This is a genomic window from Bacillus sp. HSf4, assembly GCF_029537375.1.
Lineage (GTDB): Bacteria > Bacillota > Bacilli > Bacillales > Bacillaceae > Bacillus > Bacillus sonorensis_A.
This window is the reverse complement of the sequence record NZ_CP120679.1, coordinates 3,230,236-3,252,557: the sequence shown is the minus strand read 5'-3', so window position 1 is coordinate 3,252,557 and position 22,322 is coordinate 3,230,236. Positions and strand designations below refer to the sequence as shown.

The following is a 22,322-nucleotide window of genomic DNA, read 5'->3' as shown; positions in this document are numbered from 1 at the left end:
CCCAAAGATCCGGGGCTTAGTCATCCTCTGTATACGGCTCTTTTTCCGCTGGAGGAAGGTCTCCGAATGAGGTCATGATCCCTTCTTCATCAAGGAGATCTTCATACTGTTCATGTTCTTTTGTCGGATAGACGGTGATTTCTTTTCCTGTAATATCTGTTGCGGCATAGTTTTCATAATCTTCGACATTTCCGACAGGCTCTTCATATTCCATGTACATTTGGCCGTAGGACAGCGGCGGAACAGCCAAATCCTGCGGAGTATCGGAGTTTCCGTAACGTTCGACCTCCTGATAGGCGTCTTCTGAATCGTATGCGACATTTTCATCCTCTTCATCAAGTTCAAAATGGCCGAACGGAGGATTCAGCACCTCTTCTTCAATCGGACGGTCTTTTGAGACAGAGACTGTTGAGGAATGTTCGCTGCACGTTGTCGCCGTAGGCAGCACGTTCAGCCTTTCATAAGGAATATCCTTTCCGCACACTTCACAGCGGCCGTATTCCCCTTTTTCGATCAGTTCCAGCGCGTGCTCGATATCGTGCAAATGCTCCCTTTCATGTTCATAAAGGGCCAGGTCTTTTCCCCGTTCATACAGCTCTGTTCCCTCATCACCGGGGTGATTGTCGTAAGCGGACAGCTCTCCGGTTGAATTGTAAGGATATGCGTCATCCATGCCAAAATGGTCGCTGTCTTTAAACCGGGTGATAATCTGTTCTTTTCCGGCTTCAAGTTCATTTTTCAATCTTTCCAATTGTCCTTTGGTTAGCACGTATATCGCCTCATTTCTAAAAAGTGCTGCCTTTTTAGTATGAGCGAATTTAAACAGAACTTTCATTGTAAAAAAAGCAAAAAAAAAAGCCTATAAAAGGCTCTTTTTAGAAAAGATATTCAATGGCCAGGGCGAGTGCCAGCAGAAGGCCAAAAAATGTGTTTGTCTGCGCTGTTGATTTCATGGCGACCATCAAATCGGCCGGTTTTTCTTTCACCTTGAATTCCTTAATCGCTTTGATCGGCTTTGGCAGGCTTAACAGAACGAGACAGCTCCAGAACGAAATGATCCCGAACACGATGTACAGTCCGATTAATAAATAAGAAACAATGAATACCCAGCTTAAAATCTGTACGGCATTTTTTCTTCCCGCCAAAATCGGCAGCGTTTTTCTTCCGTTTTCCTTATCACCGACCAAATCGCGAATATTGTTGGACAGGTTGATTCCTCCGACCAAAATCGTAATCGGCAGTGAAATCAGAAACACGCTCCAAGTGAGTCCGCCTGTCTGGATATAGTAGGAAATGAGGATGATGCCCATACCCATAAAGAGGCCTGACATGATTTCGCCGAACGGTGTATATGAGATCGGCAGCGGACCGCCTGTATAAAGATAGCCGACGGCCATGCAAATCAATCCGATGAGCGCCAGCCACCAGCTTGAAGAAACACATATATAGACCCCGAGCAAAACGGCTGCCAGAAAAAGGCCGTAGGCCAGATATAATACCGTTTTCGGCTTCATTCCGTAGCGGACGATGGCGCCCCCGATGCCGACCGATTTTTCATTATCGAGCCCGCGGACATAATCGAAATATTCATTAAACAAATTCGTTCCGATTTGAATTAATATGGAGGCGAAAAGCATAGCTAAAAACAGCCATATATCAATCCGCCCTGCTTCTAGAGACATCACCGTCCCGAGTGTGACAGGGACAAACGCGGCTGTCAGTGTATGCGGTCTTGTTAACATCCACCATACGCGCCATTTTTCTGGCTTTATTTCAGAAACACTCCCTGAAAGTGATTGATGCTGCATAAAGTTTGACTCCTTTAGTTTTAATACGTACACTTCCATACTAAGTTTAGAAAAAGTTAAAAAAGGTGTCAATATAATGGGTTGAAAAAAGCGTTCGGGTCATCTGCAAAAAATAAAAAACGCCTCGTCTTTTTCAAACGGACGATAACGTTTATAATAGTAAGGGCATCTGTTTCAGAAAGTGTCGTTTTGTTGACACACATCGTACACAGGTGTATGGTTATAAAAGCATTTTACGCATGTTGGAGGAATGTATCATGGTGACAGCAGTGCAGCGCACGTTCCTGCGGGAAGCGCCTGAAGCAATAAATGCAGTCAAAAAAGTCAACCATGCTGTTTTAATAAGTTATTCCAGTAAAATAGAAGACATCAATGCCCTTTCCTTTTTTAAAAATGGAGAAGAGAAGTATGCCGGTAAACGGTTTTTGTGGTCTGACCCCGACGGAGGCTTGACGCTTGTCGGCTGGGGAAAAGAAATCACGATTTCCACCGACCGAAAGGATGCCGGCCGCTTTCGGGATATTCATGAAAAATGGGAGCGCTTAAAAGAGACATCGTATCATTTCCATGAGGGTGAAAGACGAAATCAAACGGCAGTAGGACCGCTTTTGTTCGGCGGTTTTTCTTTCGATCCCCTGGAAAAACGGGAACGACATTGGAACGGCTACGGGGAAGGCGCTTTTTTTATCCCTTCCGTCATGCTGACGCAAACCGGAGAGGAAACATTCCTAACTATTAATAAATGGAAATATCCAGAAGAAGATATCCAGTCTGTCCTTGACTGTGCCAAAAACGCCGTTTCACAGCTCTTCAATCAAAAAGTTCTTAAGGTTGCTGAGAAACGGCAGCCTTTGTGTAAAGGAAAGAAAGAGCTTCACCTTCAAGAATGGCTCGGAGCGGTAAATCAGGCGACAGAGGACATTAAAAAAGGAAATTATGACAAGGTCGTACTGGCAAGAGACATTGTCTTGACATTTGACCGGCCTGTTCAGCTTGATCAAGTTCTGACCAATCTGATGTCTGAACAGCAAACCAGCTATATTTTCGCCATTGAGGAAAACGGCAAAAGTTTTGTCGGGGCGACGCCTGAACGGCTGATTAAAAAAGAGGCCGACAAAGTGCTGTCCACCTGCCTTGCGGGATCGACCAGAAGAGGCGAAAGCGAAGAGGAAGACCGAAGGATCGGTCTTGAGCTGTTGAATGATGAGAAAAATTTAATTGAACACGACATTGTCGTTAACATGATCTACAAAGCATTTTTATCAAACTGCACCAATGTCAAAAAACCGGCCAAGCCCGGATTATACAAAACTAAAAATGTACAGCACTTATACACGCCTGTTGTCGGCAAAATGAATGAGGAAGCATCCTTGTTTGATCTGATCAGACAGCTCCATCCCACACCGGCTCTCGGAGGAGCGCCGCAGCAAAAAGCGGTTGAGGTCATCAGGGAAATTGAACCGATGTCACGGGGATGGTACGCCGCTCCAGCCGGATGGGTTGATATGGGAGGCAATGGTGAGTTTGCGGTTGCGATACGATCAGGTTTGATTGAATCGAAAGAAGCCAGGCTTTTTGCAGGCTGCGGGATTGTCGCCGATTCCGATGCCGCACTGGAATATGAAGAAACGCAGATGAAACTGAAGCCGATGCTGTCTGCTCTTGGAGGCGAAATTCGTTGACTGAAAATCCGATTACAAAATATATAGGAAACTTTATCGATGAGCTTTCATTAGCAGGCGTGACAGAAGCGGTCGTCTGTCCGGGGTCAAGATCGACACCGCTCGCGATTTTGGCGGCCGCTCATCCGGACATCAACGTCCATGTTCATGTTGATGAACGGTCAGCCGGGTTTTTCGCTCTGGGAATGGCAAAGGCGAAACGGAAACCCGTCGCTTTGATCTGCACATCCGGGACGGCAGCGGCGAATTTTTACCCGGCGGTTGTTGAAGCTCATTACGCAAGAGTCCCGCTTATCGTCTTAACGGCTGATCGGCCGCATGAGCTGCGCGAAGTAGGAGCGCCCCAAGCGATTGATCAGCAATTCTTATTCGGCAACTTTGTTAAATATTTCACAGACTCGGCTCTGCCTGATATCCATCCCGATATGCTGGCATATATTCGTTCATTGGCAGGGCGCGCCGCCGCTGAAGCGGTGAAAGCGCCGTTTGGGCCGGTGCACATTAATTTTCCTTTGAGAGAGCCGTTGATGCCGAATCTCGATGATGAACCGTTCACAAGAGCGAAAGGCAGCCGTCACGTATCTGCTGTAAGCGGGCGTGCCTCAGCTGACCAACACGAGCTCAAAGCGCTAAGCGAATTCATCAGCGGGACTGAAAAAGGCGTGATTGTTTGCGGAGAGCTTCCACATGCCGAAGCCATCCCGCATATTCTTTCCCTTTCAAAGGCTTTGGGATATCCGATTTTGGCCGATCCGCTTTCAAACTTAAGGAACGGCAGCTATTCGAAGGAGACGGTCATCGATGCGTACGACTCGCTTTTAAAAGACGAAGGAATGAAAGGGACTCTCAGGCCAAAGCTTGTCATCCGCTTCGGGCCGATGCCGGTTTCAAAGCCGCTGTTTCAGCTTTTAAAGCAAAATCCCGAAATCGTGCAAATTGTCGTTGATCCTGATGGCGGCTGGCGCGATCCGACACAGCAAGGCGCGCATATGGTACAGGCTGAGGAACGGGAATTTGCCGCTTTTGTAGAGGCTTCGGTTTCCGAAGAAAGGCCGGGCGGCTGGCTTGAGCAATGGCAGTTCGCCAACAGACGGTTCCGCCATCACTTAAGAAATCTTGAAGCTGAGGATCTTACATTTGAAGGAAATGTTTACCGACATCTTCAGCATTACATTCCGGAAAACAGTTCTTTGTTTGTCGGCAACAGCATGCCGATTCGCGATGTTGATACGTTTTTCGAAAACCAGGACCGGTCTTTTTCGATTTTTGCCAACAGGGGGGCCAATGGAATCGACGGAGTGGTATCGACCGCACTCGGCATATATGCCGCTACAAAAGAGCCGGTGACACTCATCATCGGAGATTTGTCTTTTTATCACGATTTGAACGGCCTCTTGGTCACGAAAACGCTCGGCATACCGCTGACTGTCGTCCTCGTCAATAATGACGGAGGAGGGATTTTCTCATTTCTGCCCCAGTCTGCAGAAGAGACCTATTTCGAGCAATTGTTCGGAACGCCGACAGGACTTGAATTTGAGCATGCCGCCAGGCTGTATGGGGGACGCTATCATTGTCCCGAGTCTCCCGCCCATTTTAAAGACGCCTACTTGTCAGCCGTCGACCGCCCAGGGCTCGACATTATTGAGGTGAAAACAAAGCGTGATGACCGCGTGCCGCATCATCGCCGGATGCTGGATGCGGCTCTTGATCAAATGAAAGAAGAGTGGCCGTTTTGAAATTGACATTACATGACGGTGTCTGTTATGAAATAGAAGACAGCGGCCTGCCTGAGGAAAAAACAGCGGTTTTTCTGCACGGCTTTACCGGCAGTGTGAAAACATGGGATGAAATCGACAATTATATGCGAGGCATCAGGCTCATCAAGATCGATTTGCTCGGGCACGGCAAAACCGATTCACCTAGAGAGGCAAGCCGCTACACAACGGAAAAGCAAGTCGCTGATCTTGAGGAAATCTTTGATCGACTGGGGTTGAAGCAAGTTTTTTTGATCGGCTATTCAATGGGTGGAAGGCTTGCGTTATCCTTTTCAATGATCCATCCCGACCGCGTCGCAGGTTTGGTATTGGAAAGCAGCTCGCCTGGACTGCAGACAGCGTCTGAAAGAGAGAAACGAAGGGAACAGGACGGCCGGCTCAGCCGGAGGGTGATCGATGAAGGAATCGAGTCTTTTGTGACATACTGGGAAAGGATTCCGCTGTTTGCTTCCCAGCGGTCATTAGATTTTTCCAAAAGGAACAAAATCCGTATAGAGCGGCTGAACAACAATCCGCTCGGGATTGCCGGCAGCTTAATCGGCATGGGAACCGGGGCACAGCCTTCCTGGTGGGAAAGGCTCGGCGAACTCGATTTTCCGGTTCTGCTCATCGCCGGCGGCCTTGATCAAAAGTTTGTCGCGATCAATCAGGAGATGGAGCGGCGCATCCCAAACAGCCGCCTCATCGTTTGTGAGCGGGCAGGCCATGCGATTCATGTGGAAGAGCCCGGTTTTTTTGGTAAAATGGTAAGTGAATTTATTTTATGAGGAGGTCGTGTTCCATGACTGTAGAATGGAAAAGCGAACGTCAATACGAAGATATTTTATATGAAACATATAACGGTATTGCAAAAATCACGATCAACAGGCCTGAAGTACATAACGCATTTCGACCGAAGACCGTTTCAGAGCTGATCGATGCATTTGCTTATGCAAGGGATGATGCTGACATCGGTGTGATCGTCCTTGCCGGTGCGGGAGATAAGGCGTTCTGTTCAGGCGGAGACCAAAAGGTCAGAGGCCATGGAGGTTATGTCGGAGAAGACGAAATCCCGCGTTTGAACGTGCTTGATCTGCAGCGTTTGATCCGTGTGATACCGAAGCCCGTCGTTGCGATGGTCTCAGGCTATGCGATCGGCGGCGGCCACGTGCTTCACATCGTATGCGACTTGACAATTGCCGCGGACAACGCCATTTTCGGACAAACAGGCCCGAAAGTAGGCAGCTTTGACGCCGGATACGGTTCAGGCTATTTGGCGCGCATCGTCGGCCATAAAAAAGCCCGTGAAATCTGGTATCTGTGCCGTCAATACAATGCTCAGGAAGCAAAGGAAATGGGTCTGGTCAATACGGTTGTTCCGCTTGAGAAGCTTGAAGAGGAAACGATCAAATGGTGTGAAGAAATGCTTGAGAAAAGCCCGACGGCACTCAGATTTCTTAAAGCTGCGTTCAACGCAGACACCGACGGACTGGCGGGCATTCAGCAATTTGCCGGAGATGCCACACTCCTCTACTACACAACAGATGAAGCAAAAGAAGGCCGCGATGCGTTTAAAGAAAAACGCCGTCCAGACTTTGGGCAGTTCCCGCGCTTTCCGTAAAAACAGAACATTGAAGAAACAGCTTAGTGCGACTGAGCTGTTTTCTTTTATCCACCAGAAATACGTCTTGGAGATGATGATATGCTAATGGACCAGCCGAATTGGCTTAAACAGCGCGCAGAACTCTCACCCGACAGGCTGGCTGTCATTCAGGGCAACCGGCAGCTCACCTTTATGGAATTGCATCAAGAAGCGGCAAAAATGGCTGCTCAGCTCAAAAGCTGTTCAATCGGAAAAGGGGATACAGCCGCGATGCTGCTGACAAACCGGATTGAAATGGTCATCGCCCTTCACGCCTGTATTTTTCTCGGCACCCGAATCGTTTTGCTGAATACGAAGCTGTCAAAAGCGGAAAGAATGTATCAGCTCGAACATTCCGAGGCAAAGCTTTTGATTACGGAACAGCCTTTTGCAAAAGAGCACAAGGAGAATGCTTCTTTCCGCACAGTTGACATTGATGAACTACAAAGCATACAGGCCGGTCCCCTTTTAACAGCAGCGGAGATTCGTTTGGACGATCCGGCCACCATCATGTACACATCGGGTACGACAGGACGGCCGAAAGGTGTGATGCAAACATTCGCCAACCATTATTTCAGCGCCGTTTCATCAGCCTTGAATCTCGGACTCTCGGAGAATGACCGCTGGCTGATCGCTTTGCCGCTGTTTCACATCAGCGGATTATCGGCTTTATTTAAATCTGTGATCTATGGAATGACTGTTGTGCTTCATCAAAAATTTGCCGCAGAAGATGTTCTGCATTCGATTAACCAGCATCGGGTGACGATCATATCGGTCGTTCAGACGATGCTTTCCCGCCTTGCAGCCTGTGTAGAAAGCTGTCCGGAATCGCTGAGATGCCTTTTGCTGGGAGGAGGGCCTGCACCGTTTGCTTTGCTTGAAGAATGCAAAAGCAAACAGATGCCTGTCGTTCAATCGTACGGAATGACGGAAACGTGTTCGCAAATCGCGACGCTCGCTCCCGAATACAGCATCTTGAAGCTTGGCTCAGCAGGAAAACCGTTGTTTGCTTCAAGCATCAGAATCGAAAAAAACGGTGCACAATGCCGGGCGGGGGAACACGGGGATATCATCGTCAAAGGCCCGACTGTGATGAAAGGCTATTTAAAAAATGAAGCGGCAAATGAAGCATCTTTCAAGGAAGGCTGGTTTAAAACTGGCGACATCGGGTATCTTGACGATGACGGATTTTTATATGTTCTCGACAGACGTTCGGACTTAATCATTTCAGGAGGGGAAAATATTTACCCCGCCGAAGTTGAAGCGGTTCTTCTTGCACATCCTTCCGTTTTGGAAGCAGGGGTCAGAGGAGCCGATGACGAGACATGGGGGAAAGTTCCTCACGCTTACCTCGTCGTGAATGAGCCTGTCGATGAACAGGAACTGCTCCGTTTTTGCAAGGAGAGACTCGCTTCATATAAAGTGCCGAAGGCTTTTCATTTTATCGACCGATTGCCGCGCAATGCTTCAAATAAATTGATGAGACATAAATTGTAGAAGGAGATCGCCATGATTCAAATCAGACAGCTGACATTGTACCACCTCGGCATGCGCTTGAAAAAACCTTTTAAATCAAGCTTGGAGACCATTCAAGAGCGCAAATTCATCATTATAGAGGCTAAAGACGAAAGCGGTGTGACAGGCTGGGGCGAAGTCTCCGCTTTCTCATCGCCCTGGTATACAGAAGAAACGACTGAGACCTGCTACCACATGCTAAAAAGTTTTTTTATCCCTGTCGTGCTGCGCGAATCCTTCTCACATCCTTCAGAAGTTCCCGAAAGCTTAAGGGGGTTTAAAGGCAACCGAATGGCAAAGGCGGGACTTGAGGCAGCATGTTGGGACATTTACGCCCAAAAAAAGGGTGTATCTTTAAGTGAAGCCCTGGGCGGAGTCAAAGCAGAAGTGGCTGCCGGTGTTGTCGTCGGACTTGCTCCACTTGAGGATATGCTTCAGGAAATGGCCCAATATGTAAAAGAAGGATATCAAAGAATAAAATTAAAAATTCAGCCCGGACAGGATGTAGAGCTTTTAAAAGAAATCCGCAAGCATTTTCCGAGAGTTCCGCTGATGGCCGACGCAAATTCGTCCTATCACCTGAAAGATATCAGCCGCATCAAGGAGCTTGATCAATTCAAACTGATGATGATCGAACAGCCGCTGGCAGATGATGATATCGTCGACCATCGCCATCTTCAAAAGCATATTAAAACTTCGGTTTGCCTTGACGAAAGCATCAGGTCTGCCGATGATGCGAGAAAGGCGATCGAACTCGGCAGCTGTAAAATCATCAATATCAAGCCTTCACGGGTCGGCGGTCTGACGGAAGCGCTGAAGATCCACGATCTTTGCAAAGAGCATCATATGCCGGTCTGGTGCGGCGGCATGTTTGAAACAGGTATTTCCAGGGCGCATAATATTGCGCTCAGCTCCCTTCCGCAATTTTTAATTCCCGGTGATATTTCCTCATCTTCACGGTATTGGGAAGAGGATATTGTCAAACCGGAAATTGAGATTGAGAACGGCTGGATAAAAGTTCCGAAACGACCGGGAATGGGGTTTGAGGTGGATGAAAATGTTTTGAGAAGACATTCATCAAAAATGGATGTCTTTAAGCGATAAAAAACGGTTTTTAGCCATTGAATGATCGATTTTCGGGATTTGTTTGCAAGCCTGCTAAATTGTATATTGAACATGTACACATTATCCCCTTCTCGTTTGGGCCGGCTAACGATCAGCCGGTTTTTTAACAACAAAAGAGCCGTCTTTAAAGACAGCTCTTTTGCTTTGCTCAATGCTCGGTCTGTCCGATCAGCCGATCCGCATCTTCCGGCAAATCGTCAAGGCCGCCGTATTCATAGTCCCATAAGTTCATGAAGGAGCGGGCCGCCTTTTGAAAAGATGTTTCATCGGCTCCCTGGATTTCTTGATAAAAAGCCTCAAGCAGCGACTCTTTATTCATAACCTTGCCCTCCTTCATTCCTTTCGGTTTAATGGTGTTCAGGTTTAAATGTTTTGCAATCTGTTTCCTCGCTTTTTGAGGCTTTCTCGCCCTCGGCATGGCTGACGACATAGATGGCGTCGGCCGTACATTTGTTTCCTTGATCCCAGTATGTGCAGTTGCTGACTTCACACAGTATTTTTTGTTCCATACGGACTTTGAGCCCCCCTAAAAATGTAGTACACCTTTAGCTTATCCACCTGCCTCAGGTTCATACTTACTCGTGCTGTTTAATGTACCGCCTGTCTTTCATGAATAATTTCCAGAAGTAATAAAAGCCGGGAAACAGAATAATAAAACCGATAATGTATGAAATAAACAGCGCCCTGAATGTTTCCGGGGCGGTAAAGCCGGATTGAATCGTCACATCGGGATAGATCATGTATGGCAGATGGGAGCGCCCGTACACATAGCTTGCCGTAAAATACTGCAGGGTAATAGCGATGACGGCAAGGCGCGGTTTTCCAAGCCGGTCTTTATTGTAGGTGTTGGGTAAAAACAGTGCTGCAAACGCGATCAGAAACAAGAGAAAAGAAAGGACCAGCCAAGGAAGGCCGTTCATCATTCTTGTGAAAAGCCAGTTTGCTTCGGTTCTCATCGTCATCATAATGAAAAAAGACATGATCAAAGCGAGCGGTCCGGATATCAGAGCGTTCCGACGGTAAACCTGATAAGCATCTCTTTCCCCGGCAACGTTTGAAAAATCGGCCAGCAATAAGGATGACAAAAACAAGGTGCTGAAAATGGCAAATCCCATAAATGAGTAGGCGTGCGGGCTCAACAATAAATGAGCGAAAGCCAATTGGTAAGCGCCGTTTTGCTGGTAGACGAAATCTCCGTGAGTCACGGGAAGAACGAGAATTAAGACGGCGGGAATAATAAAGCCGCTGATGCCTGAAACATATGTCAACGCTTTTTCATACCCTTTCGCAGCGTGAGAAAAAACCAAAAAGCCGCTTCGAATTGCCAGCAGCAGCAAAATGATGCTGCCGGGAATCAAAAGCACCGTTCCCAACACATAAGTTCCGCCGGGAAAAAAGCTGAAGAGAGCCACGACGATTCCGACGATAAAGACATTTGTCACTTCCCATGTCGGAGAAAGGTAGCGGTTTGCAATATTCGTTGCTTTCAGCTGTTTTTTGTTCATATAAATCATCGACCAAAAACCGGCTCCAAAATCCATGGACGCCATGACGGCGTAGATGAATATGAAACCCCAGACGATCGAAATGGCCAGCAGTGCATCTGTTGTCCCATCCAATTGCATCATATGACTTCCCTTCTGTTATGGCGTAATGTTTATGCTTCCTTGAGATCTTCTTCGACAGGATGGCGTTTAAAATAATACTGTAAAACAAACACCACCGCTGCCCCCAAAATGATATAAACGATAAAAAACAAAAGAAATAAAATCCCGATTGACCCTGATGAGGTCACGACTTCAGACGTTTTCTGCATGTGATAGATCACCCACGGCTGTCTTCCGGTACAGGCAAACACCCAGCCGAATTCGATCGCAAGCAGGCTGAGCGGTCCTGCCGTCGTGAAAAAGACGAGCATCCAGCGCGGAAAATGGTCCTTTTTCAACACTTTTCTCCATAAAAAGCCGCAGGCAGCATAGACGATCAAGAGCCCTCCGATTAATACCATTCCGTTAAACAGCGTATGGATGAACAGCGGAGGCCACTCATCTCTGGGAAATTCATTCAAACCTTTGACGACGGTATCAAACCGGTTACCTGCCAAAAAGCTCAGAGCCCATGGGATTTCAATCGCCCACTTGATCGATTGTGTGGCTTCATCGGTTATACCGCCGATTGCCAAGGGCGCATGCGACTGGGTTTCAAATAACCCTTCCGCACCCGCCAGCTTTTCAGGCTGATAACGGTGCAGGTATTGTGCGGATTCATGTCCGCTTATGGCAGTGATAAGAGAAAACACGCCTCCGACGAGCAGTCCGAGAAGAAGCGCTTTTCTGTGCAGGATATACACTTTTTCGTTCCCGCGATTACGGAGCATTTTATATGCGGCGATTGTCGCAATGATAAAAGCGCCTGTCATAAAAGCAGAAACAACGACATGAGCAGCCGTTACTGCAAAGCTTTTATTAAAAAAGGCCGTCCACGGCTGCACATCGGTAATTTCCCCGTTTACAATTTTGAAGCCTTCAGGCGTTCCCTGAAAAGCGTGGACATTGGTGATTAAAATGGCAGAAGCGGCGGCGCCAATCACGATAAAGACTACGGCTGTGATTCGCATCATAGGCGACAGACGGTCTGCCGCGTATACATAAATTGACATGAATAATGCCTCGATAAAAAACGCGTATATTTCAATTTGAAAAGGCAGGGACATCACTTTTCCGATCACTTCCATAAAGCCCGGCCAAAGAAGCGCCAGCTGTGTTCCTGCAATGGTTCCGGTCGGGATCGCAACCCCCAGCAAAACGGCTTGGGCCTTTGTCCATCTTTTTGCCATAATCGCATAGTGGGGATCGTTTGTTTTTTGATAAATCAGCTCAGCCAAAAGAATCATTAAAGGAATTCCGACGCCAAGCGAGGCAAAAATGATGTGGAATCCCATCGTTGTTCCGAAAAGGCTTCTTGCAAACATTAAATCATTCATCCGGAAAGCCACCTTTCATTCACACCAGTTTCCTTTTATTGTTTACCTCCTTTTTTAGATTATTCTTCCTGTCTGTCAGCAAAATTGTCAGGATGTTTAAAATTTGTCATATCAATCGTATGATTTTGACATGAAGAAGCGGAAGGTTTATAATAAAACGTAATTATTACGCTTTAAAAGGAGGAATAGTCAATGAAACCAAATATTCATCCCAAAACATATCAAGTGATTTTTCAGGATGTAAACAGCGGATACCGTTTTTTGAGCCGTTCAACAAGAACGTCTACTGAAACGGCGGAGTGGGAAGACGGCAAAACATATCCGGTGATTAAAGTTGAAGTCAGCTCAGATACCCATCCATTTTACACGGGCAGACAAAAATTCAACGAAAAAGGCGGAAGGGTCGAACAGTTTAAGAAAAGGTTCAATATGGATTAAAAGACCGGAGCATCCGGTCTTTTTTTATGCAATAAAAAACGCGCATGACATGCATGCGCGTGTAAGCTGTTATTGATTTGACAATGCCTTTTTCAAAACCGTCAAGTTCTCTTTCATGATGCTGATGTAATCTTCGCCTTTTTCGATATCCTCTTTTGTAACGGATTCGAGGTTTTTCATCGTCAGGCTCTCAGCTCCGATCTCTTTTTTAATGATCTCTGAGATTTTGCTGCTTACATTGTTTTCAAAAATAACATATTTTATATTGTGTTCTTTCGCGGTTTTGACGATATTTTCAAGTTCTTTTTGGGAAGGCTCCTCTGTCGGTGAAAGGCCGAGCACGCTCATCTGTTCAATCCCATAGCGTTTTTCCCAGTAGCCGTATGCGGCATGAGACACGAGGATCTCTTTTTTGTCAGCCTTGTCGACAGTTTGTTTAAACTCCTGATCAAGCTGTTCTAAATCTTTTTTTAGAGATTCGTAGTTTTTTGTAAATGTTTTTTGATGATCGGGATCGAGTTGAACAAGCTCATTCTTAATGTTTTCCGCTAATTTTTCAGCAAGTACAGGGTCGAGCCAGACGTGCGGGTCATGATCTCCATGGTCGTGTCCGTCATCGGCATGTTCGTGCTCCTCATCATGTCCATGTCCATGTTCTTCATGCCCGTGTTCTTCTTCATGTCCATGTTCTTCTTCATGCGTCAGGAGATCAATGCCTTCCCCGGCTTTGACGATTTTCACGTCGCTTCCCTTTAACGTATTGACGGCTTTGTCTGCGAAGCCTTCAACACCGACGCCGGAATAAATAAAGGCATCGGAGTCGGAAATTTCCGCCATTGTTTTTGAGCTTGGCTCATAAGTATGGGCCTCTACGTTAGGAGGGTAAACGCTCTTGACGTTCACATATTCACCGCCGATTTTTTTAGTGAAATCCTCAAGCGGATATATCGTTGTATAAATGTCCAATTTTCCGTTGTCTTCTTTTTGGTCGCCGGAAGCTCCATTGCTTGAGCAGCCTGCGGTTAATCCGGCAGCAAGAATAAATGCAGATGCTAATCCGAATGCTTTTTTCATCGTATTTCTCCTCTCAACATCAAAACTGAAATCGTTCCGATTTAATAAATCCTGTATCATTGTATCGTAATAGTTCCGATTTGAAAAGAGGTAATCTTCGTCAAATCGTGTTGGAAAGTGGAGGTATCCGAAGCAACCTTTCTTATAAAACGTAATTATTACGAATTTCATCGTGGGCAAATGGTGAAAAAAAGAAAAGACATATGTTATATTTAAAATTAAAAAAGTGAAGAGAAAGGAATCGGATCATGAAACTTTTGGATAATATTCTGCAATTTAACCAGCAGTTTGTAGAACGGCAAGACTACAAGAAATATGAAACAAGCAAATTTCCCGATAAAAGAATGGTCATCCTCTCCTGTATGGATACAAGGCTTGTCGAACTTCTGCCGCATGCCATGAACATGCGGAACGGGGATGTGAAGATCGTCAAAAGCGCCGGCGCGCTTGTGGCCCATCCATTTGGAAGCATCATGCGAAGCATTCTTGTCGCCGTCTATGAGCTGAACGCTGATGAAGTATGTGTAATCGGCCATCACGACTGCGGAATGAGCAAGCTGAAAGCTGAGAGCTTTTTGGAAAAAGTGGTGGAACGCGGAATTCCAAAAGAACGGATCGAAACGCTTGAATATTCCGGTGTTGATTTTGAGCAATGGCTGAAAAGCTTTCACTCTGTGGAAGACAGCGTCAGAGACAGTGTGAAAGTCATCCGAAACCATCCGCTGACACCGGCAGATGTTCCTGTGCACGGGCTTGTTATCGATCCGGAAACAGGAAAGCTTGACCTTGTTGTCAACGGCTATGAAGAAGTGAATTAATCCTTTTGCTTTTTATCAGGCACGGGATCAATGCCGCCGGGATGAAAAGGATGGCATTTTAGAATCCGCCTGACGGTAAGCCAGCCTCCTTTGAGCGCTCCATGTTTTTCGATCGCTTCACGGCCGTAGTTGGAGCAGGTCGGATAAAATCGGCAGGAAGGCGGGAGAACGGGCGATATCCATTTCTGATAGAGCCGGATAATCAAGAGGAATAGTGATTTCATGTGTTTCAGCACCTTTTTGTTTTGTCTCTATTATAATATAAGCAAAACACGCACAAAAAGGAAAAGCATTCACCTGAAAACTGACCGGTAAAGTATGATATAATACAAAAAGACCGATGGAAGGGAGAGAGGAATATGCCTTCAGTTGAAAGTTTCGAACTGGATCATGATGCGGTAAAAGCGCCTTATGTCAGACATTGCGGCGTTCACAAAGTTGGGACGGACGGCGTTGTCAACAAGTTTGATATCCGTTTTTGCCAGCCGAACAAACAGGCGATGAAGCCTGATACAATTCATACACTTGAGCATTTGCTCGCATTTACGATCCGCACATATGCTGAAAAATACGATCATTTTGATATTATTGACGTGTCGCCGATGGGATGCCAGACAGGTTATTACCTTGTCGTAAGCGGTGAGCCGAAAGTGGAAGAAATCGTCGATTTGCTTGAGGACACGTTTAAGGAAGCCGTAGAAGTGACTGAGATTCCGGCCGCAAATGAAAAGCAGTGCGGGCAGGCAAAGCTTCATGATCTTGAAGGTGCGAAACGCATGATGCGCTTTTGGCTTTCGCAAAACAAAGAAGATTTATTAAAAGTATTTGGCTAAAAACATAAGCAGCCGGCGCCAAGAGTATGGCGCCGGTTTTTCATTTTTTGTTCACAAAGAAAATAATGCCATTAATCCCTGAACTTTGCTACACTTGTTTATGTAGTACATAACATGACAAAAAGGGTGATAGGATGCGTTGGGGAAAATGGATTGTTCTCTTGTTTTTAGCAATTGGCCTCACCGCCTGCGGCCAAACGGAAAAGCCTGCGGCATCGGATGAAAATCCCAAAGTGCTGACAGCCAAGCTCTCGGCGCCTGAACAAGTCGCCAAAAATGAAAAGGCTGTCATCAAGGCGACCGTGCTTTACGGGGACGAGCCGGTGGCAGATGCAGATGAGGTGGAATTTGAATCTTGGAAGGCGGGGAGCAAGGAAGAGAGCCAGCTTCAAAAAGCAAAGCATGAAGGAAAAGGAGTCTACAGCATCGAGAAATCGTTTCCGGATGACGGACATTATAAAATCCAAGTCCATGTCACGGCCAAAAATCAGCATACGATGCCCGTAGCCGACATGACAGTCGGCTCGCCTGGGGATGAACATCAGGGAGATGATGAAAAAGAGGAAACCCATCATCATTGATGGGTCTGTTTTTCTTCCTGATTCGGCAGGGGATCGACCTGATGCCTGTAATCGTACGCTTTTGACGTAGTGACAAGCGACACTGCCAGCACGGCGCCTGTAATCAAAACACCTACTATAATCCAGAACAGGATCATATGCAACCTCCGCATGCTTTTTCCAACAGTTTACCATATGGGAGAAAGAAAATCATGAGCAAGAGTAAAAGAAATGTTTCCTGCACAACCTAAACGGGTAAAGAAAAAGTAAACAAAGGAGGAAGATCAAGATGTCAGAAAAGTTGAAAACAACGGTTAACAAACAAGTCGCTAACTGGACCGTGCTGTATGTGAAGCTACATAATTATCATTGGTATGTGAAAGGCAAAGATTTCTTTACTTTGCATGAAAAATTTGAAGAGCTTTATACGGAATCTGCACAGTATATCGACGATTTGGCTGAACGCCTGCTCGCCATGCAAGGCTCGCCCGTGGGCACGATGAAGGAATGCCTCGAGCTGTCATCCATTAAAGAAGCGGACGGCAGCGAGACGGCCGAGCAAATGGTGCAGAACATTTACGATGATTTTTCAACGGTGGCTGACGAGCTGAAAAGCGGAATCGAGCTTGCTGAGGAAGTCAATGATGAAACGACGGGCGATATGTTTTTGGCGATCCACCAATCGATAGAAAAGCACAACTGGATGCTGAAAGCTTATTTAGGATGATACGGAAAGGCCGGGCTGATGCCCGGCTTTTTTTGTGTTATTCGTTCTTTTTACAGCCTCTTTTGAAAATTGTCAAACAATTCATCCAAGCCTTTCAAAGCTTTTTTTCATAGGATAAGCTATGAAAAGTCTTTTTTGAAAGGATGTTGAAGCGCATGTTTAAGGACTTAGGCATAGGCATCTTTTCGCTATCGGTCAGCTTATCGGCCGTCGGATTTTTGTTTGGCGCGATCGAATATTTTTTCTTCATTTTAATCACGTTAATGGGAATTGAATTTGTAAGCAAAAGCTTGAATGAATGTGTGAAAGATCAATTTACAATCAACGGGCTGTTTACAAGGCTGGCGAAAAAGTTAGTCACGATTTTTCTCATATCTGTTGCCCACTTTTTTGACCAGCTGCTGCAAACCGATAATTCGATCCGTGATTTTTCAATCATGTTTTATATTTTATATGAGGCGTTTCAAATCATCAGCACCGCCCATTCACTGGGAATCCCGGTTCCGCAGGTGGTGGTGGATATTCTTGAAATCATTAAGGAAAAACTGCGGGGAAAGCTGTAACATTTTAAAACAACTGGCCATACTAACACGAAAAAGGATGATTGGCTTTGGAAAAGAGGACATACTTTGTTTCGGTTCAAGATGGAATGATTTCACAAAGCTCTGACGCTTCCCCGTGGGAGTTTGAAATCAAGGCAACAGACGATGACATTATCATTTTGAGAGAGTATTTTGATCAGATGCATTCCGAGGATTGGGTCAACTTTTTCCGATCCCATGTACCTGCTGTCGAGTACCATTATGACAGCTCCAATGACAAACTGGATGAACTGCGGAAGGACATATATTCAATGCTCTATCGGCTCGGCACGGAAGAAACGAAAACATTCATCAGTGAAAACGGTCTGGCGGACATGAATTCTGCTGATTAACCTATAGACGGGAGCCGCCCGGTGTGTCCGCCTTGTACCCTCTCATATCGATTAGCTTTAATTAAAAGGCGGGAACTCGACAAAAAACATACCGAACGAATCAATATATGATATGATGAGTGGAAGAAGCAAGGAAACGGATTTGAGGGATTATGATGTACGAATTTAAAGATTTCTACCGCAATACGGTTCAGCTTTCATTTGAAAAGCATCCCTTTTCACAGAAGCCCAAACATGTATGGGTCATTTGCCGCTATCAAAATCAATGGCTTTTAACAAACCATCAGGACAGGGGCTACGAATTTCCGGGCGGCAAAGTCGAGCCTTTCGAAAACGCCGAAGAAGCGGCTCTGCGGGAAGTGAAAGAAGAAACAGGCGCGGATGTACGAAAGCTGACATATCTCGGACAATATAAAGTTCTCGGCAGAGAAAAAGTGATTGTCAAAAATATTTATTTTGCCGAGATCGAAAAAATTGAAAAACAGGAGACATACTATGAAACGAAAGGCCCTGTTTTGCTAAAGAACCTGCCTGATGACATGGCCAAAAACAGAAAGTATAGTTTTATCATGAAAGATTCCGTCCTGACGATCAGCCTTGAAAAGCTGAAAAAGCAGGGGATGATCTAGGAAAAGGCCCCGCTGTTAAGCAGGGCCTTTTTTCAAGTTCTTCCCTTCATCCATTTCCTTTCCAAGAGCTCCACGCACTGATACATGATCGTTGCAAACACGGCGATGATGAGAAGGCTCAGCATGACAAGGGTGAAATTGAAAACTTGAAAGCCGTAAATGATCATATAGCCGAGTCCTCGGGCTGATACTAAAAATTCCCCGACGATGACACCGACCCAGCTCAGTCCGACGTTTACTTTCAGCGTTGAAATCATCGTCGGAATGGAAGCGGGAAGAATCACTTCTTTGAAAATTTCACTTTTTTTGGCGCCGAACGTTTTCATGACCTTTACATAATTTTCATCGATTTCCTGAAATGAAGTGTAGACAACGATTGTCGTGATAATGACGCTGATGATGGCGCCCATCGCAATGATGCTTGTGAGACTGGGACCGATGGCGACGATGAGGATCGGGCCCAATGCAACCTTTGGCATTGCATTTAAGACGACGAGATAGGGGTCCAATATATTGGAGAGCCTTGGAAACCACCATAAGAGCGCGGCCAGGAAAATTCCGAGCAAGGTGCCGGCAAGAAAGCCGAGAATGGTTTCAAATACCGTGACGCCGATATGTCCAGGCAATGAACCGTCCCCCATTTTTTCAAGGAAAAGCCCCCAGACGGCTGAAGGGGAGCTGAAGATGAGCGGATCGATCCATGCCAGGCGGCTTGCCGTTTCCCACAGTGAGAAAAAGATGATAAATATCGCGATTTGGTAAAAGCGGACCCGTCGTTTTTCCGCCTGCTGCTTTTTTAAAAACTGTTGATGAAGGAAATCAGTGTTGTTCAAGGTGATTGAGCTCCTTCCATATGGCCTGAAAGATGGCCTGAAATTCCGGTTCCTGCCTTGCTTCAAACGGTGTCAGCTTTCGTAAAGATTCGGGAATCGCAAAGGTTTTATGAACCGTACCCGGCTGCTTTGAAAACAGCAGGATCCGATCGCTCATGGCGATCGCCTCTTCAATGTCATGGGTGACAAGGACGGCTGTCTTTTGATAGGTATGCAGCGTGTTGAAAACCAGGTCTTCAAGGTTGAGCTTTGTCTGATAATCAAGGGCTGAAAAGGGTTCATCAAGCAGGAGGATTCCGGGATCGACGGCGAGTGTGCGGGCGAGAGCGGCTCTTTGTCTCATGCCCCCTGAAAGCTCTTTCGGATACTTGTTTTCCACTTGATGAAGTCCGAACTTTTCCAACAGCTCCAAAGCGGCCTGTTTTGTTTCAAGGCTGAGCTTTTTTGAGATGCGCAAGCCGATAAGGACGTTTTCTTCAATCGTTTTCCAGGGGAACAAATAATCCTGCTGAAGCATATAGCCGATCAGCCGGTCTTTTTCATCAGGCTGTTGCCCTTCAAATAAAACACGGCCTTCCGTCGGCGCCACGATGCCGGCGATGATCGAGAGCAGCGTTGTTTTGCCGCATCCGCTCGGACCGAGAAAAGAGACAAACTCGCCTTTTTCAACATTGATGCTGACATTCTCCAGCGCGGTGGTTTTTTCTTGCAAAGAAAAATAAGTATGTGTGACATCCTGAACTTGCAAAAAAGACATGCGGCCACCTCCTATTGATTTTTTGTGACCTTTTCGGCGATCTGTGTATTGACCAGCTCTTGGTGAGATATGTGTTTCGGCAGCTCTCCGGCTTCATCCATAATGGTTTGCAGCTGATTCCATTCCTCTGCATCAAGAACAGGATGGAGTGCGAAAGAATCCTGTTTTTTATATCGTTCGATAGAGGATGCAATGATGGACAGATCTGTGTCTTTAAAATAATCCTGAATGCTGAGCGCGGCTTCTTTTGAGGAATGTGACTTGACCCACTTTTGAGCTTTATAGATCGCCCGGGTGAATTTTTCCGCTGTTTCTTTATTCTTCTTTAAGTAGCTTTCTTTTGCCATGAAAGTCGTGTAGGGAATCCGGCCCGATTCTTTGCCGAAGGAGGCGACAATTTGGCCGATGCCTTCTTTTTCAAAAATGGAGGCCTGAGGTTCGAAAAGCTGAACATAATCTCCCGTTCCGGAAGCAAAGCTGTTGGCGATGTTGGCAAAGTCGATCGTTTGGATCAAATGAAGGTCTTTCTTAGGATCGATGCCTTTTTGCTTTAAGGCGTATTCTCCCGCCATCTGCGGCATGCCGCCTTTCCGCTGGCCGAGGAACGTTTTACCTTTCAGCTGATCCCAGCTGAAATCATCCGCCTTTTGCCTGGAGACAAGAAATGTTCCGTCCGTCTGGGTAAGCTGGGCAAAATTAATGACAGGGTCGCTTGCTCCCTGTGCATTCACATAGATGGATGTTTCCGATCCGACAAGCGCGATATCTGCGCCGTTTGACAACAGGGCAGTCATTGTTTTATCTCCGCCCCAGGTCGTTTTCAGCTCGATATCGATGCCTTCTTCTTTAAAAAAGCCTTCGGAGATGGCGATATATAAAGGCGTATAAAAAACGGAACGGGTCACTTCCGCCAGGCGGACTTTTTCTGATTGCTGCCCGCTGCAGGAAGCGAGGATAAAGAGCATCACGGTGAAGGATAATATGGTCAAAAAGAAACGCTTCAAACCGATTTCCCTCCTTTAATTTCGGTTGTTTTCGGCATAAAATAGTTTATGTTAAATGCAAAACAGGTGTGAGGGACAACTGCGGATTAAATAGAGGTGACATGACCAAATGTGGATAGAAAAAAGAAGATTCCCATCACCGAACGGCCAAGTGCGGCTGTTTTCCGTTACATACCTTTCACAAGGACTGAAAGTCAAGGGACTGCTTGCGGAACCTGCAGCGCCCGGACGCTACGACGGTTTTTTGTATTTGCGCGGCGGGATTAAAAATGTCGGTATGGTCAGGCCCGGGCGGATCGTGCAGTTTGCCTCGCAAGGCTTTGTCGTTCTCGCTCCCTATTACAGGGGCAATCAAGGCGGTGAGGGGAACGAGGATTTTGCCGGGGATGACCGGGAAGATGCGTTTGCGGCATTCCGTCTGCTGCAGAAGCATGAGCTTGTGAAAGAACAACGCGTTCATATATTCGGGTTTTCGCGCGGCGGAATTATGGGCATTTTAACAGCCATAGAAATGAAATCAGCCGCCGCTTCTTTTGTTTCCTGGGGCGGTGTGAGCGATATGGTCATGACCTATCGCGAACGTAAGGATTTGCGGAGGATGATGAAGCGGGTCATCGGCGGGACGCCGGAAAAAGCGGCGCAGGCATATGCCTGGCGGACGCCGTTTGACAAGCTCGATCATATTGATGCGCCGATCCTTTTGATTCACGGAGTGAACGATCAAAATGTCTCGATTGAACATGCGCGCCGCCTGGAACAGGAATTGATGAAAAGAAGGAAATCGGTTGAAACCTGGTACTTCAATGCGTTCACCCATTACTTCCCTCCGGGGGAAAACAGAAGGATTGTCAGAGAGCTCTCGCGGTGGATGAAGAGCAGGTGATGGACAAGTTATGATAAACTAAAGTAAAAGATAAAGGAGGGGGCTTTCGCGTGGGAATGCCAGTTGAATTTAATACGATGATTGTGACAAAAGGAAAAGAAACAAGGGTCGAGGAAAACTTGTTTACACTGGAAAAAGAAGGCTATCGGGTGTACCCTCTTCACGTACCGATCGAAGTCAGAAAGACAAAGAAGGGCGACATTACTGGAACGGCGCATGCGGAGCGCCTTGAATGGTCAGAAGGACGCACACATTTAACATATAGACTCGTTTCCTTAAATTCAACGAATTAAAAAAGCCAAGGCGCTGAATGCGTCCTTGGC

28 protein-coding genes are annotated in these 22,322 nt (G+C 46.4%); 16 read left to right on the top strand and 12 right to left on the bottom strand.

The annotated features are described in order from the left end of the window. Positions 1-16: 16 nt before the first annotated feature. Both P3X63_RS16745 and P3X63_RS16740 read right to left on the bottom strand, forming a co-directional pair. On the bottom strand, positions 17-769 hold the full coding sequence (locus tag P3X63_RS16745) for a TraR/DksA C4-type zinc finger protein (RefSeq protein ID WP_077736161.1): 753 nt from the start codon (positions 767-769) through the stop codon (positions 17-19). Between the two features lie 106 nt (positions 770-875). Next, positions 876-1,808 carry a 1,4-dihydroxy-2-naphthoate polyprenyltransferase gene (locus P3X63_RS16740; protein ID WP_026588396.1) on the bottom strand — a complete coding sequence of 311 codons (933 nt, stop codon included), beginning with the start codon at positions 1,806-1,808 and terminating at the stop codon, positions 876-878. Positions 1,809-2,065: 257 nt separating this feature from the next. Here P3X63_RS16740 and P3X63_RS16735 point away from each other — a divergent pair, with 257 nt between their 5' ends. The 6 genes from P3X63_RS16735 to menC all read left to right on the top strand — a co-directional run bounded on the left by P3X63_RS16735 (position 2,066) and on the right by menC (position 9,505). After that, positions 2,066-3,490 carry an isochorismate synthase gene (locus P3X63_RS16735; protein WP_077736162.1) on the top strand — a complete coding sequence of 475 codons (1,425 nt, stop codon included), beginning with the start codon at positions 2,066-2,068 and terminating at the stop codon, positions 3,488-3,490. Further along, complete coding sequence (gene menD / locus P3X63_RS16730; protein WP_077736163.1) at positions 3,487-5,226, top strand: 2-succinyl-5-enolpyruvyl-6-hydroxy-3-cyclohexene-1-carboxylic-acid synthase; 1,740 nt, start codon at positions 3,487-3,489, stop codon at positions 5,224-5,226. The genes P3X63_RS16735 and menD overlap by 4 nt, the downstream gene beginning before the upstream one ends. Beyond that, positions 5,214-6,032 carry a 2-succinyl-6-hydroxy-2,4-cyclohexadiene-1-carboxylate synthase gene (gene menH / locus P3X63_RS16725; protein ID WP_026588393.1) on the top strand — a complete coding sequence of 273 codons (819 nt, stop codon included), beginning with the start codon at positions 5,214-5,216 and terminating at the stop codon, positions 6,030-6,032. Before menD ends, menH begins: the two co-directional genes overlap by 13 nt. Before the next feature lie 14 nt (positions 6,033-6,046). Next, positions 6,047-6,865, top strand: a complete 819-nt coding sequence (menB, locus tag P3X63_RS16720; RefSeq protein WP_026588392.1) for a 1,4-dihydroxy-2-naphthoyl-CoA synthase — start codon at positions 6,047-6,049, stop codon at positions 6,863-6,865. Between the two features lie 81 nt (positions 6,866-6,946). Beyond that, the gene (locus P3X63_RS16715; protein ID WP_026588391.1) at positions 6,947-8,383 is read left to right on the top strand and encodes an o-succinylbenzoate--CoA ligase; all 1,437 of its coding nucleotides are present in this window, start codon (positions 6,947-6,949) and stop codon (positions 8,381-8,383) included. Positions 8,384-8,395: 12 nt separating this feature from the next. After that, complete coding sequence (gene menC / locus P3X63_RS16710; RefSeq protein ID WP_277691551.1) at positions 8,396-9,505, top strand: o-succinylbenzoate synthase; 1,110 nt, start codon at positions 8,396-8,398, stop codon at positions 9,503-9,505. Between the two features lie 169 nt (positions 9,506-9,674). Here menC and P3X63_RS16705 read toward each other — a convergent pair whose 3' ends face one another. From P3X63_RS16705 to P3X63_RS16690, 4 genes are all read right to left on the bottom strand, one after another. Continuing rightward, on the bottom strand, positions 9,675-9,845 hold the full coding sequence (locus P3X63_RS16705; RefSeq protein ID WP_201278479.1) for a hypothetical protein: 171 nt from the start codon (positions 9,843-9,845) through the stop codon (positions 9,675-9,677). Between the two features lie 28 nt (positions 9,846-9,873). Further along, positions 9,874-10,035 (bottom strand): DUF1540 domain-containing protein, encoded by a 162-nt coding sequence (locus tag P3X63_RS16700; RefSeq protein WP_077736165.1) that lies wholly within the window; start codon positions 10,033-10,035, stop codon positions 9,874-9,876. Positions 10,036-10,101: 66 nt separating this feature from the next. Next, positions 10,102-11,151, bottom strand: coding sequence for a cytochrome d ubiquinol oxidase subunit II (locus tag P3X63_RS16695; protein ID WP_077737182.1), 1,050 nt, complete (start codon positions 11,149-11,151; stop codon positions 10,102-10,104). Positions 11,152-11,183: 32 nt separating this feature from the next. After that, positions 11,184-12,509 carry a cytochrome ubiquinol oxidase subunit I gene (locus P3X63_RS16690; RefSeq protein WP_026588388.1) on the bottom strand — a complete coding sequence of 442 codons (1,326 nt, stop codon included), beginning with the start codon at positions 12,507-12,509 and terminating at the stop codon, positions 11,184-11,186. A 192-nt stretch (positions 12,510-12,701) separates the two neighbouring features. Here P3X63_RS16690 and P3X63_RS16685 point away from each other — a divergent pair, with 192 nt between their 5' ends. Next, the gene (locus tag P3X63_RS16685) at positions 12,702-12,947 is read left to right on the top strand and encodes a type B 50S ribosomal protein L31 (RefSeq protein WP_026588387.1); all 246 of its coding nucleotides are present in this window, start codon (positions 12,702-12,704) and stop codon (positions 12,945-12,947) included. 69 nt (positions 12,948-13,016) lie between these two features. Here the strand turns inward: P3X63_RS16685 and P3X63_RS16680 are convergent, their stop codons facing one another. Continuing rightward, positions 13,017-14,021: a metal ABC transporter solute-binding protein, Zn/Mn family gene (locus P3X63_RS16680; RefSeq protein WP_026588386.1), complete on the bottom strand. Its 1,005-nt coding sequence runs from the start codon at positions 14,019-14,021 to the stop codon at positions 13,017-13,019. Positions 14,022-14,269: 248 nt separating this feature from the next. Here P3X63_RS16680 and P3X63_RS16675 point away from each other — a divergent pair, with 248 nt between their 5' ends. Continuing rightward, positions 14,270-14,839 carry a beta-class carbonic anhydrase gene (locus tag P3X63_RS16675; RefSeq protein WP_026588385.1) on the top strand — a complete coding sequence of 190 codons (570 nt, stop codon included), beginning with the start codon at positions 14,270-14,272 and terminating at the stop codon, positions 14,837-14,839. On the opposite strand, the gene yidD is transcribed toward P3X63_RS16675, so the two are convergent. Next, entirely contained in the window at positions 14,836-15,063 is a 228-nt protein-coding gene (gene yidD / locus P3X63_RS16670) for a membrane protein insertion efficiency factor YidD (protein ID WP_026588384.1), read from the bottom strand. The genes P3X63_RS16675 and yidD overlap by 4 nt on opposite strands. A gap of 135 nt (positions 15,064-15,198) precedes the next feature. On the opposite strand from yidD, the gene P3X63_RS16665 reads away from it, so the two are divergent. Both P3X63_RS16665 and P3X63_RS16660 read left to right on the top strand, forming a co-directional pair. Continuing rightward, on the top strand, positions 15,199-15,672 hold the full coding sequence (locus P3X63_RS16665; protein ID WP_277691550.1) for an S-ribosylhomocysteine lyase: 474 nt from the start codon (positions 15,199-15,201) through the stop codon (positions 15,670-15,672). Positions 15,673-15,806: 134 nt separating this feature from the next. Continuing rightward, positions 15,807-16,253, top strand: coding sequence for a FixH family protein (locus P3X63_RS16660; RefSeq protein ID WP_026588382.1), 447 nt, complete (start codon positions 15,807-15,809; stop codon positions 16,251-16,253). On the opposite strand, the gene ytzI is transcribed toward P3X63_RS16660, so the two are convergent. Continuing rightward, on the bottom strand, positions 16,247-16,390 hold the full coding sequence (gene ytzI, locus P3X63_RS16655; protein WP_077736168.1) for a YtzI protein: 144 nt from the start codon (positions 16,388-16,390) through the stop codon (positions 16,247-16,249). The genes P3X63_RS16660 and ytzI overlap by 7 nt on opposite strands. 131 nt (positions 16,391-16,521) lie before the next feature. On the opposite strand from ytzI, the gene P3X63_RS16650 reads away from it, so the two are divergent. The 4 genes from P3X63_RS16650 (at position 16,522) to ytkD (ending at position 18,522) form a co-directional block, all read left to right on the top strand. Next, positions 16,522-16,959, top strand: coding sequence for a Dps family protein (locus tag P3X63_RS16650; RefSeq protein ID WP_026588381.1), 438 nt, complete (start codon positions 16,522-16,524; stop codon positions 16,957-16,959). A 155-nt stretch (positions 16,960-17,114) separates the two neighbouring features. Then, on the top strand, positions 17,115-17,522 hold the full coding sequence (locus tag P3X63_RS16645) for a phage holin family protein (RefSeq protein WP_026588380.1): 408 nt from the start codon (positions 17,115-17,117) through the stop codon (positions 17,520-17,522). Positions 17,523-17,569: 47 nt separating this feature from the next. After that, entirely contained in the window at positions 17,570-17,893 is a 324-nt protein-coding gene (locus P3X63_RS16640) for a hypothetical protein (RefSeq protein WP_026588379.1), read from the top strand. Between the two features lie 155 nt (positions 17,894-18,048). Then, a complete protein-coding gene (ytkD, locus tag P3X63_RS16635) occupies positions 18,049-18,522 on the top strand; it encodes an RNA deprotection pyrophosphohydrolase (RefSeq protein ID WP_026588378.1) in 474 nt (157 codons plus the stop codon). A gap of 32 nt (positions 18,523-18,554) precedes the next feature. Here the strand turns inward: ytkD and P3X63_RS16630 are convergent, their stop codons facing one another. From P3X63_RS16630 to P3X63_RS16620, 3 genes are read right to left on the bottom strand one after another with little or no spacing between them, the layout of a single operon-like run. Then, the gene (locus P3X63_RS16630) at positions 18,555-19,355 is read right to left on the bottom strand and encodes an ABC transporter permease (RefSeq protein WP_236251152.1); all 801 of its coding nucleotides are present in this window, start codon (positions 19,353-19,355) and stop codon (positions 18,555-18,557) included. Beyond that, positions 19,342-20,112 (bottom strand): ABC transporter ATP-binding protein, encoded by a 771-nt coding sequence (locus P3X63_RS16625; protein ID WP_026588376.1) that lies wholly within the window; start codon positions 20,110-20,112, stop codon positions 19,342-19,344. The genes P3X63_RS16630 and P3X63_RS16625 overlap by 14 nt, the downstream gene beginning before the upstream one ends. Before the next feature lie 11 nt (positions 20,113-20,123). Next, entirely contained in the window at positions 20,124-21,116 is a 993-nt protein-coding gene (locus P3X63_RS16620; protein ID WP_481748558.1) for an ABC transporter substrate-binding protein, read from the bottom strand. A 109-nt stretch (positions 21,117-21,225) separates the two neighbouring features. Here P3X63_RS16620 and P3X63_RS16615 point away from each other — a divergent pair, with 109 nt between their 5' ends. Beyond that, the gene (locus tag P3X63_RS16615; RefSeq protein ID WP_026588374.1) at positions 21,226-21,999 is read left to right on the top strand and encodes an alpha/beta hydrolase family protein; all 774 of its coding nucleotides are present in this window, start codon (positions 21,226-21,228) and stop codon (positions 21,997-21,999) included. 50 nt (positions 22,000-22,049) lie between these two features. After that, on the top strand, positions 22,050-22,292 hold the full coding sequence (locus P3X63_RS16610; RefSeq protein ID WP_026588373.1) for a DUF2584 domain-containing protein: 243 nt from the start codon (positions 22,050-22,052) through the stop codon (positions 22,290-22,292). Positions 22,293-22,322: the final 30 nt, after the last annotated feature.

Bases quoted from the DNA above. Each gene is read 5' to 3' on its own strand.
- P3X63_RS16740 (WP_026588396.1), bottom strand. From the start codon at position 1,808: ATGCAGCATCAATCACTTTCAGGGAGTGTTTCTGAAATAAAGCCAGAA.
- P3X63_RS16735 (WP_077736162.1), top strand. From the start codon at position 2,066: ATGGTGACAGCAGTGCAGCGCACGTTCCTGCGGGAAGCGCCTGAAGCA.
- menB (WP_026588392.1), top strand. From the start codon at position 6,047: ATGACTGTAGAATGGAAAAGCGAACGTCAATACGAAGATATTTTATAT.
- P3X63_RS16715 (WP_026588391.1), top strand. From the start codon at position 6,947: ATGCTAATGGACCAGCCGAATTGGCTTAAACAGCGCGCAGAACTCTCA.
- menC (WP_277691551.1), top strand. From the start codon at position 8,396: ATGATTCAAATCAGACAGCTGACATTGTACCACCTCGGCATGCGCTTG.
- P3X63_RS16705 (WP_201278479.1), bottom strand. From the start codon at position 9,845: ATGAATAAAGAGTCGCTGCTTGAGGCTTTTTATCAAGAAATCCAGGGA.
- P3X63_RS16700 (WP_077736165.1), bottom strand. From the start codon at position 10,035: ATGGAACAAAAAATACTGTGTGAAGTCAGCAACTGCACATACTGGGAT.
- P3X63_RS16695 (WP_077737182.1), bottom strand. From the start codon at position 11,151: ATGCAATTGGATGGGACAACAGATGCACTGCTGGCCATTTCGATCGTC.
- P3X63_RS16690 (WP_026588388.1), bottom strand. From the start codon at position 12,509: ATGAATGATTTAATGTTTGCAAGAAGCCTTTTCGGAACAACGATGGGA.
- P3X63_RS16685 (WP_026588387.1), top strand. From the start codon at position 12,702: ATGAAACCAAATATTCATCCCAAAACATATCAAGTGATTTTTCAGGAT.
- P3X63_RS16680 (WP_026588386.1), bottom strand. From the start codon at position 14,021: ATGAAAAAAGCATTCGGATTAGCATCTGCATTTATTCTTGCTGCCGGA.
- P3X63_RS16675 (WP_026588385.1), top strand. From the start codon at position 14,270: ATGAAACTTTTGGATAATATTCTGCAATTTAACCAGCAGTTTGTAGAA.
- yidD (WP_026588384.1), bottom strand. From the start codon at position 15,063: ATGAAATCACTATTCCTCTTGATTATCCGGCTCTATCAGAAATGGATA.
- P3X63_RS16665 (WP_277691550.1), top strand. From the start codon at position 15,199: ATGCCTTCAGTTGAAAGTTTCGAACTGGATCATGATGCGGTAAAAGCG.
- P3X63_RS16660 (WP_026588382.1), top strand. From the start codon at position 15,807: ATGCGTTGGGGAAAATGGATTGTTCTCTTGTTTTTAGCAATTGGCCTC.
- ytzI (WP_077736168.1), bottom strand. From the start codon at position 16,390: ATGATCCTGTTCTGGATTATAGTAGGTGTTTTGATTACAGGCGCCGTG.
- P3X63_RS16650 (WP_026588381.1), top strand. From the start codon at position 16,522: ATGTCAGAAAAGTTGAAAACAACGGTTAACAAACAAGTCGCTAACTGG.
- P3X63_RS16645 (WP_026588380.1), top strand. From the start codon at position 17,115: ATGTTTAAGGACTTAGGCATAGGCATCTTTTCGCTATCGGTCAGCTTA.
- ytkD (WP_026588378.1), top strand. From the start codon at position 18,049: ATGTACGAATTTAAAGATTTCTACCGCAATACGGTTCAGCTTTCATTT.
- P3X63_RS16625 (WP_026588376.1), bottom strand. From the start codon at position 20,112: ATGTCTTTTTTGCAAGTTCAGGATGTCACACATACTTATTTTTCTTTG.
- P3X63_RS16615 (WP_026588374.1), top strand. From the start codon at position 21,226: ATGTGGATAGAAAAAAGAAGATTCCCATCACCGAACGGCCAAGTGCGG.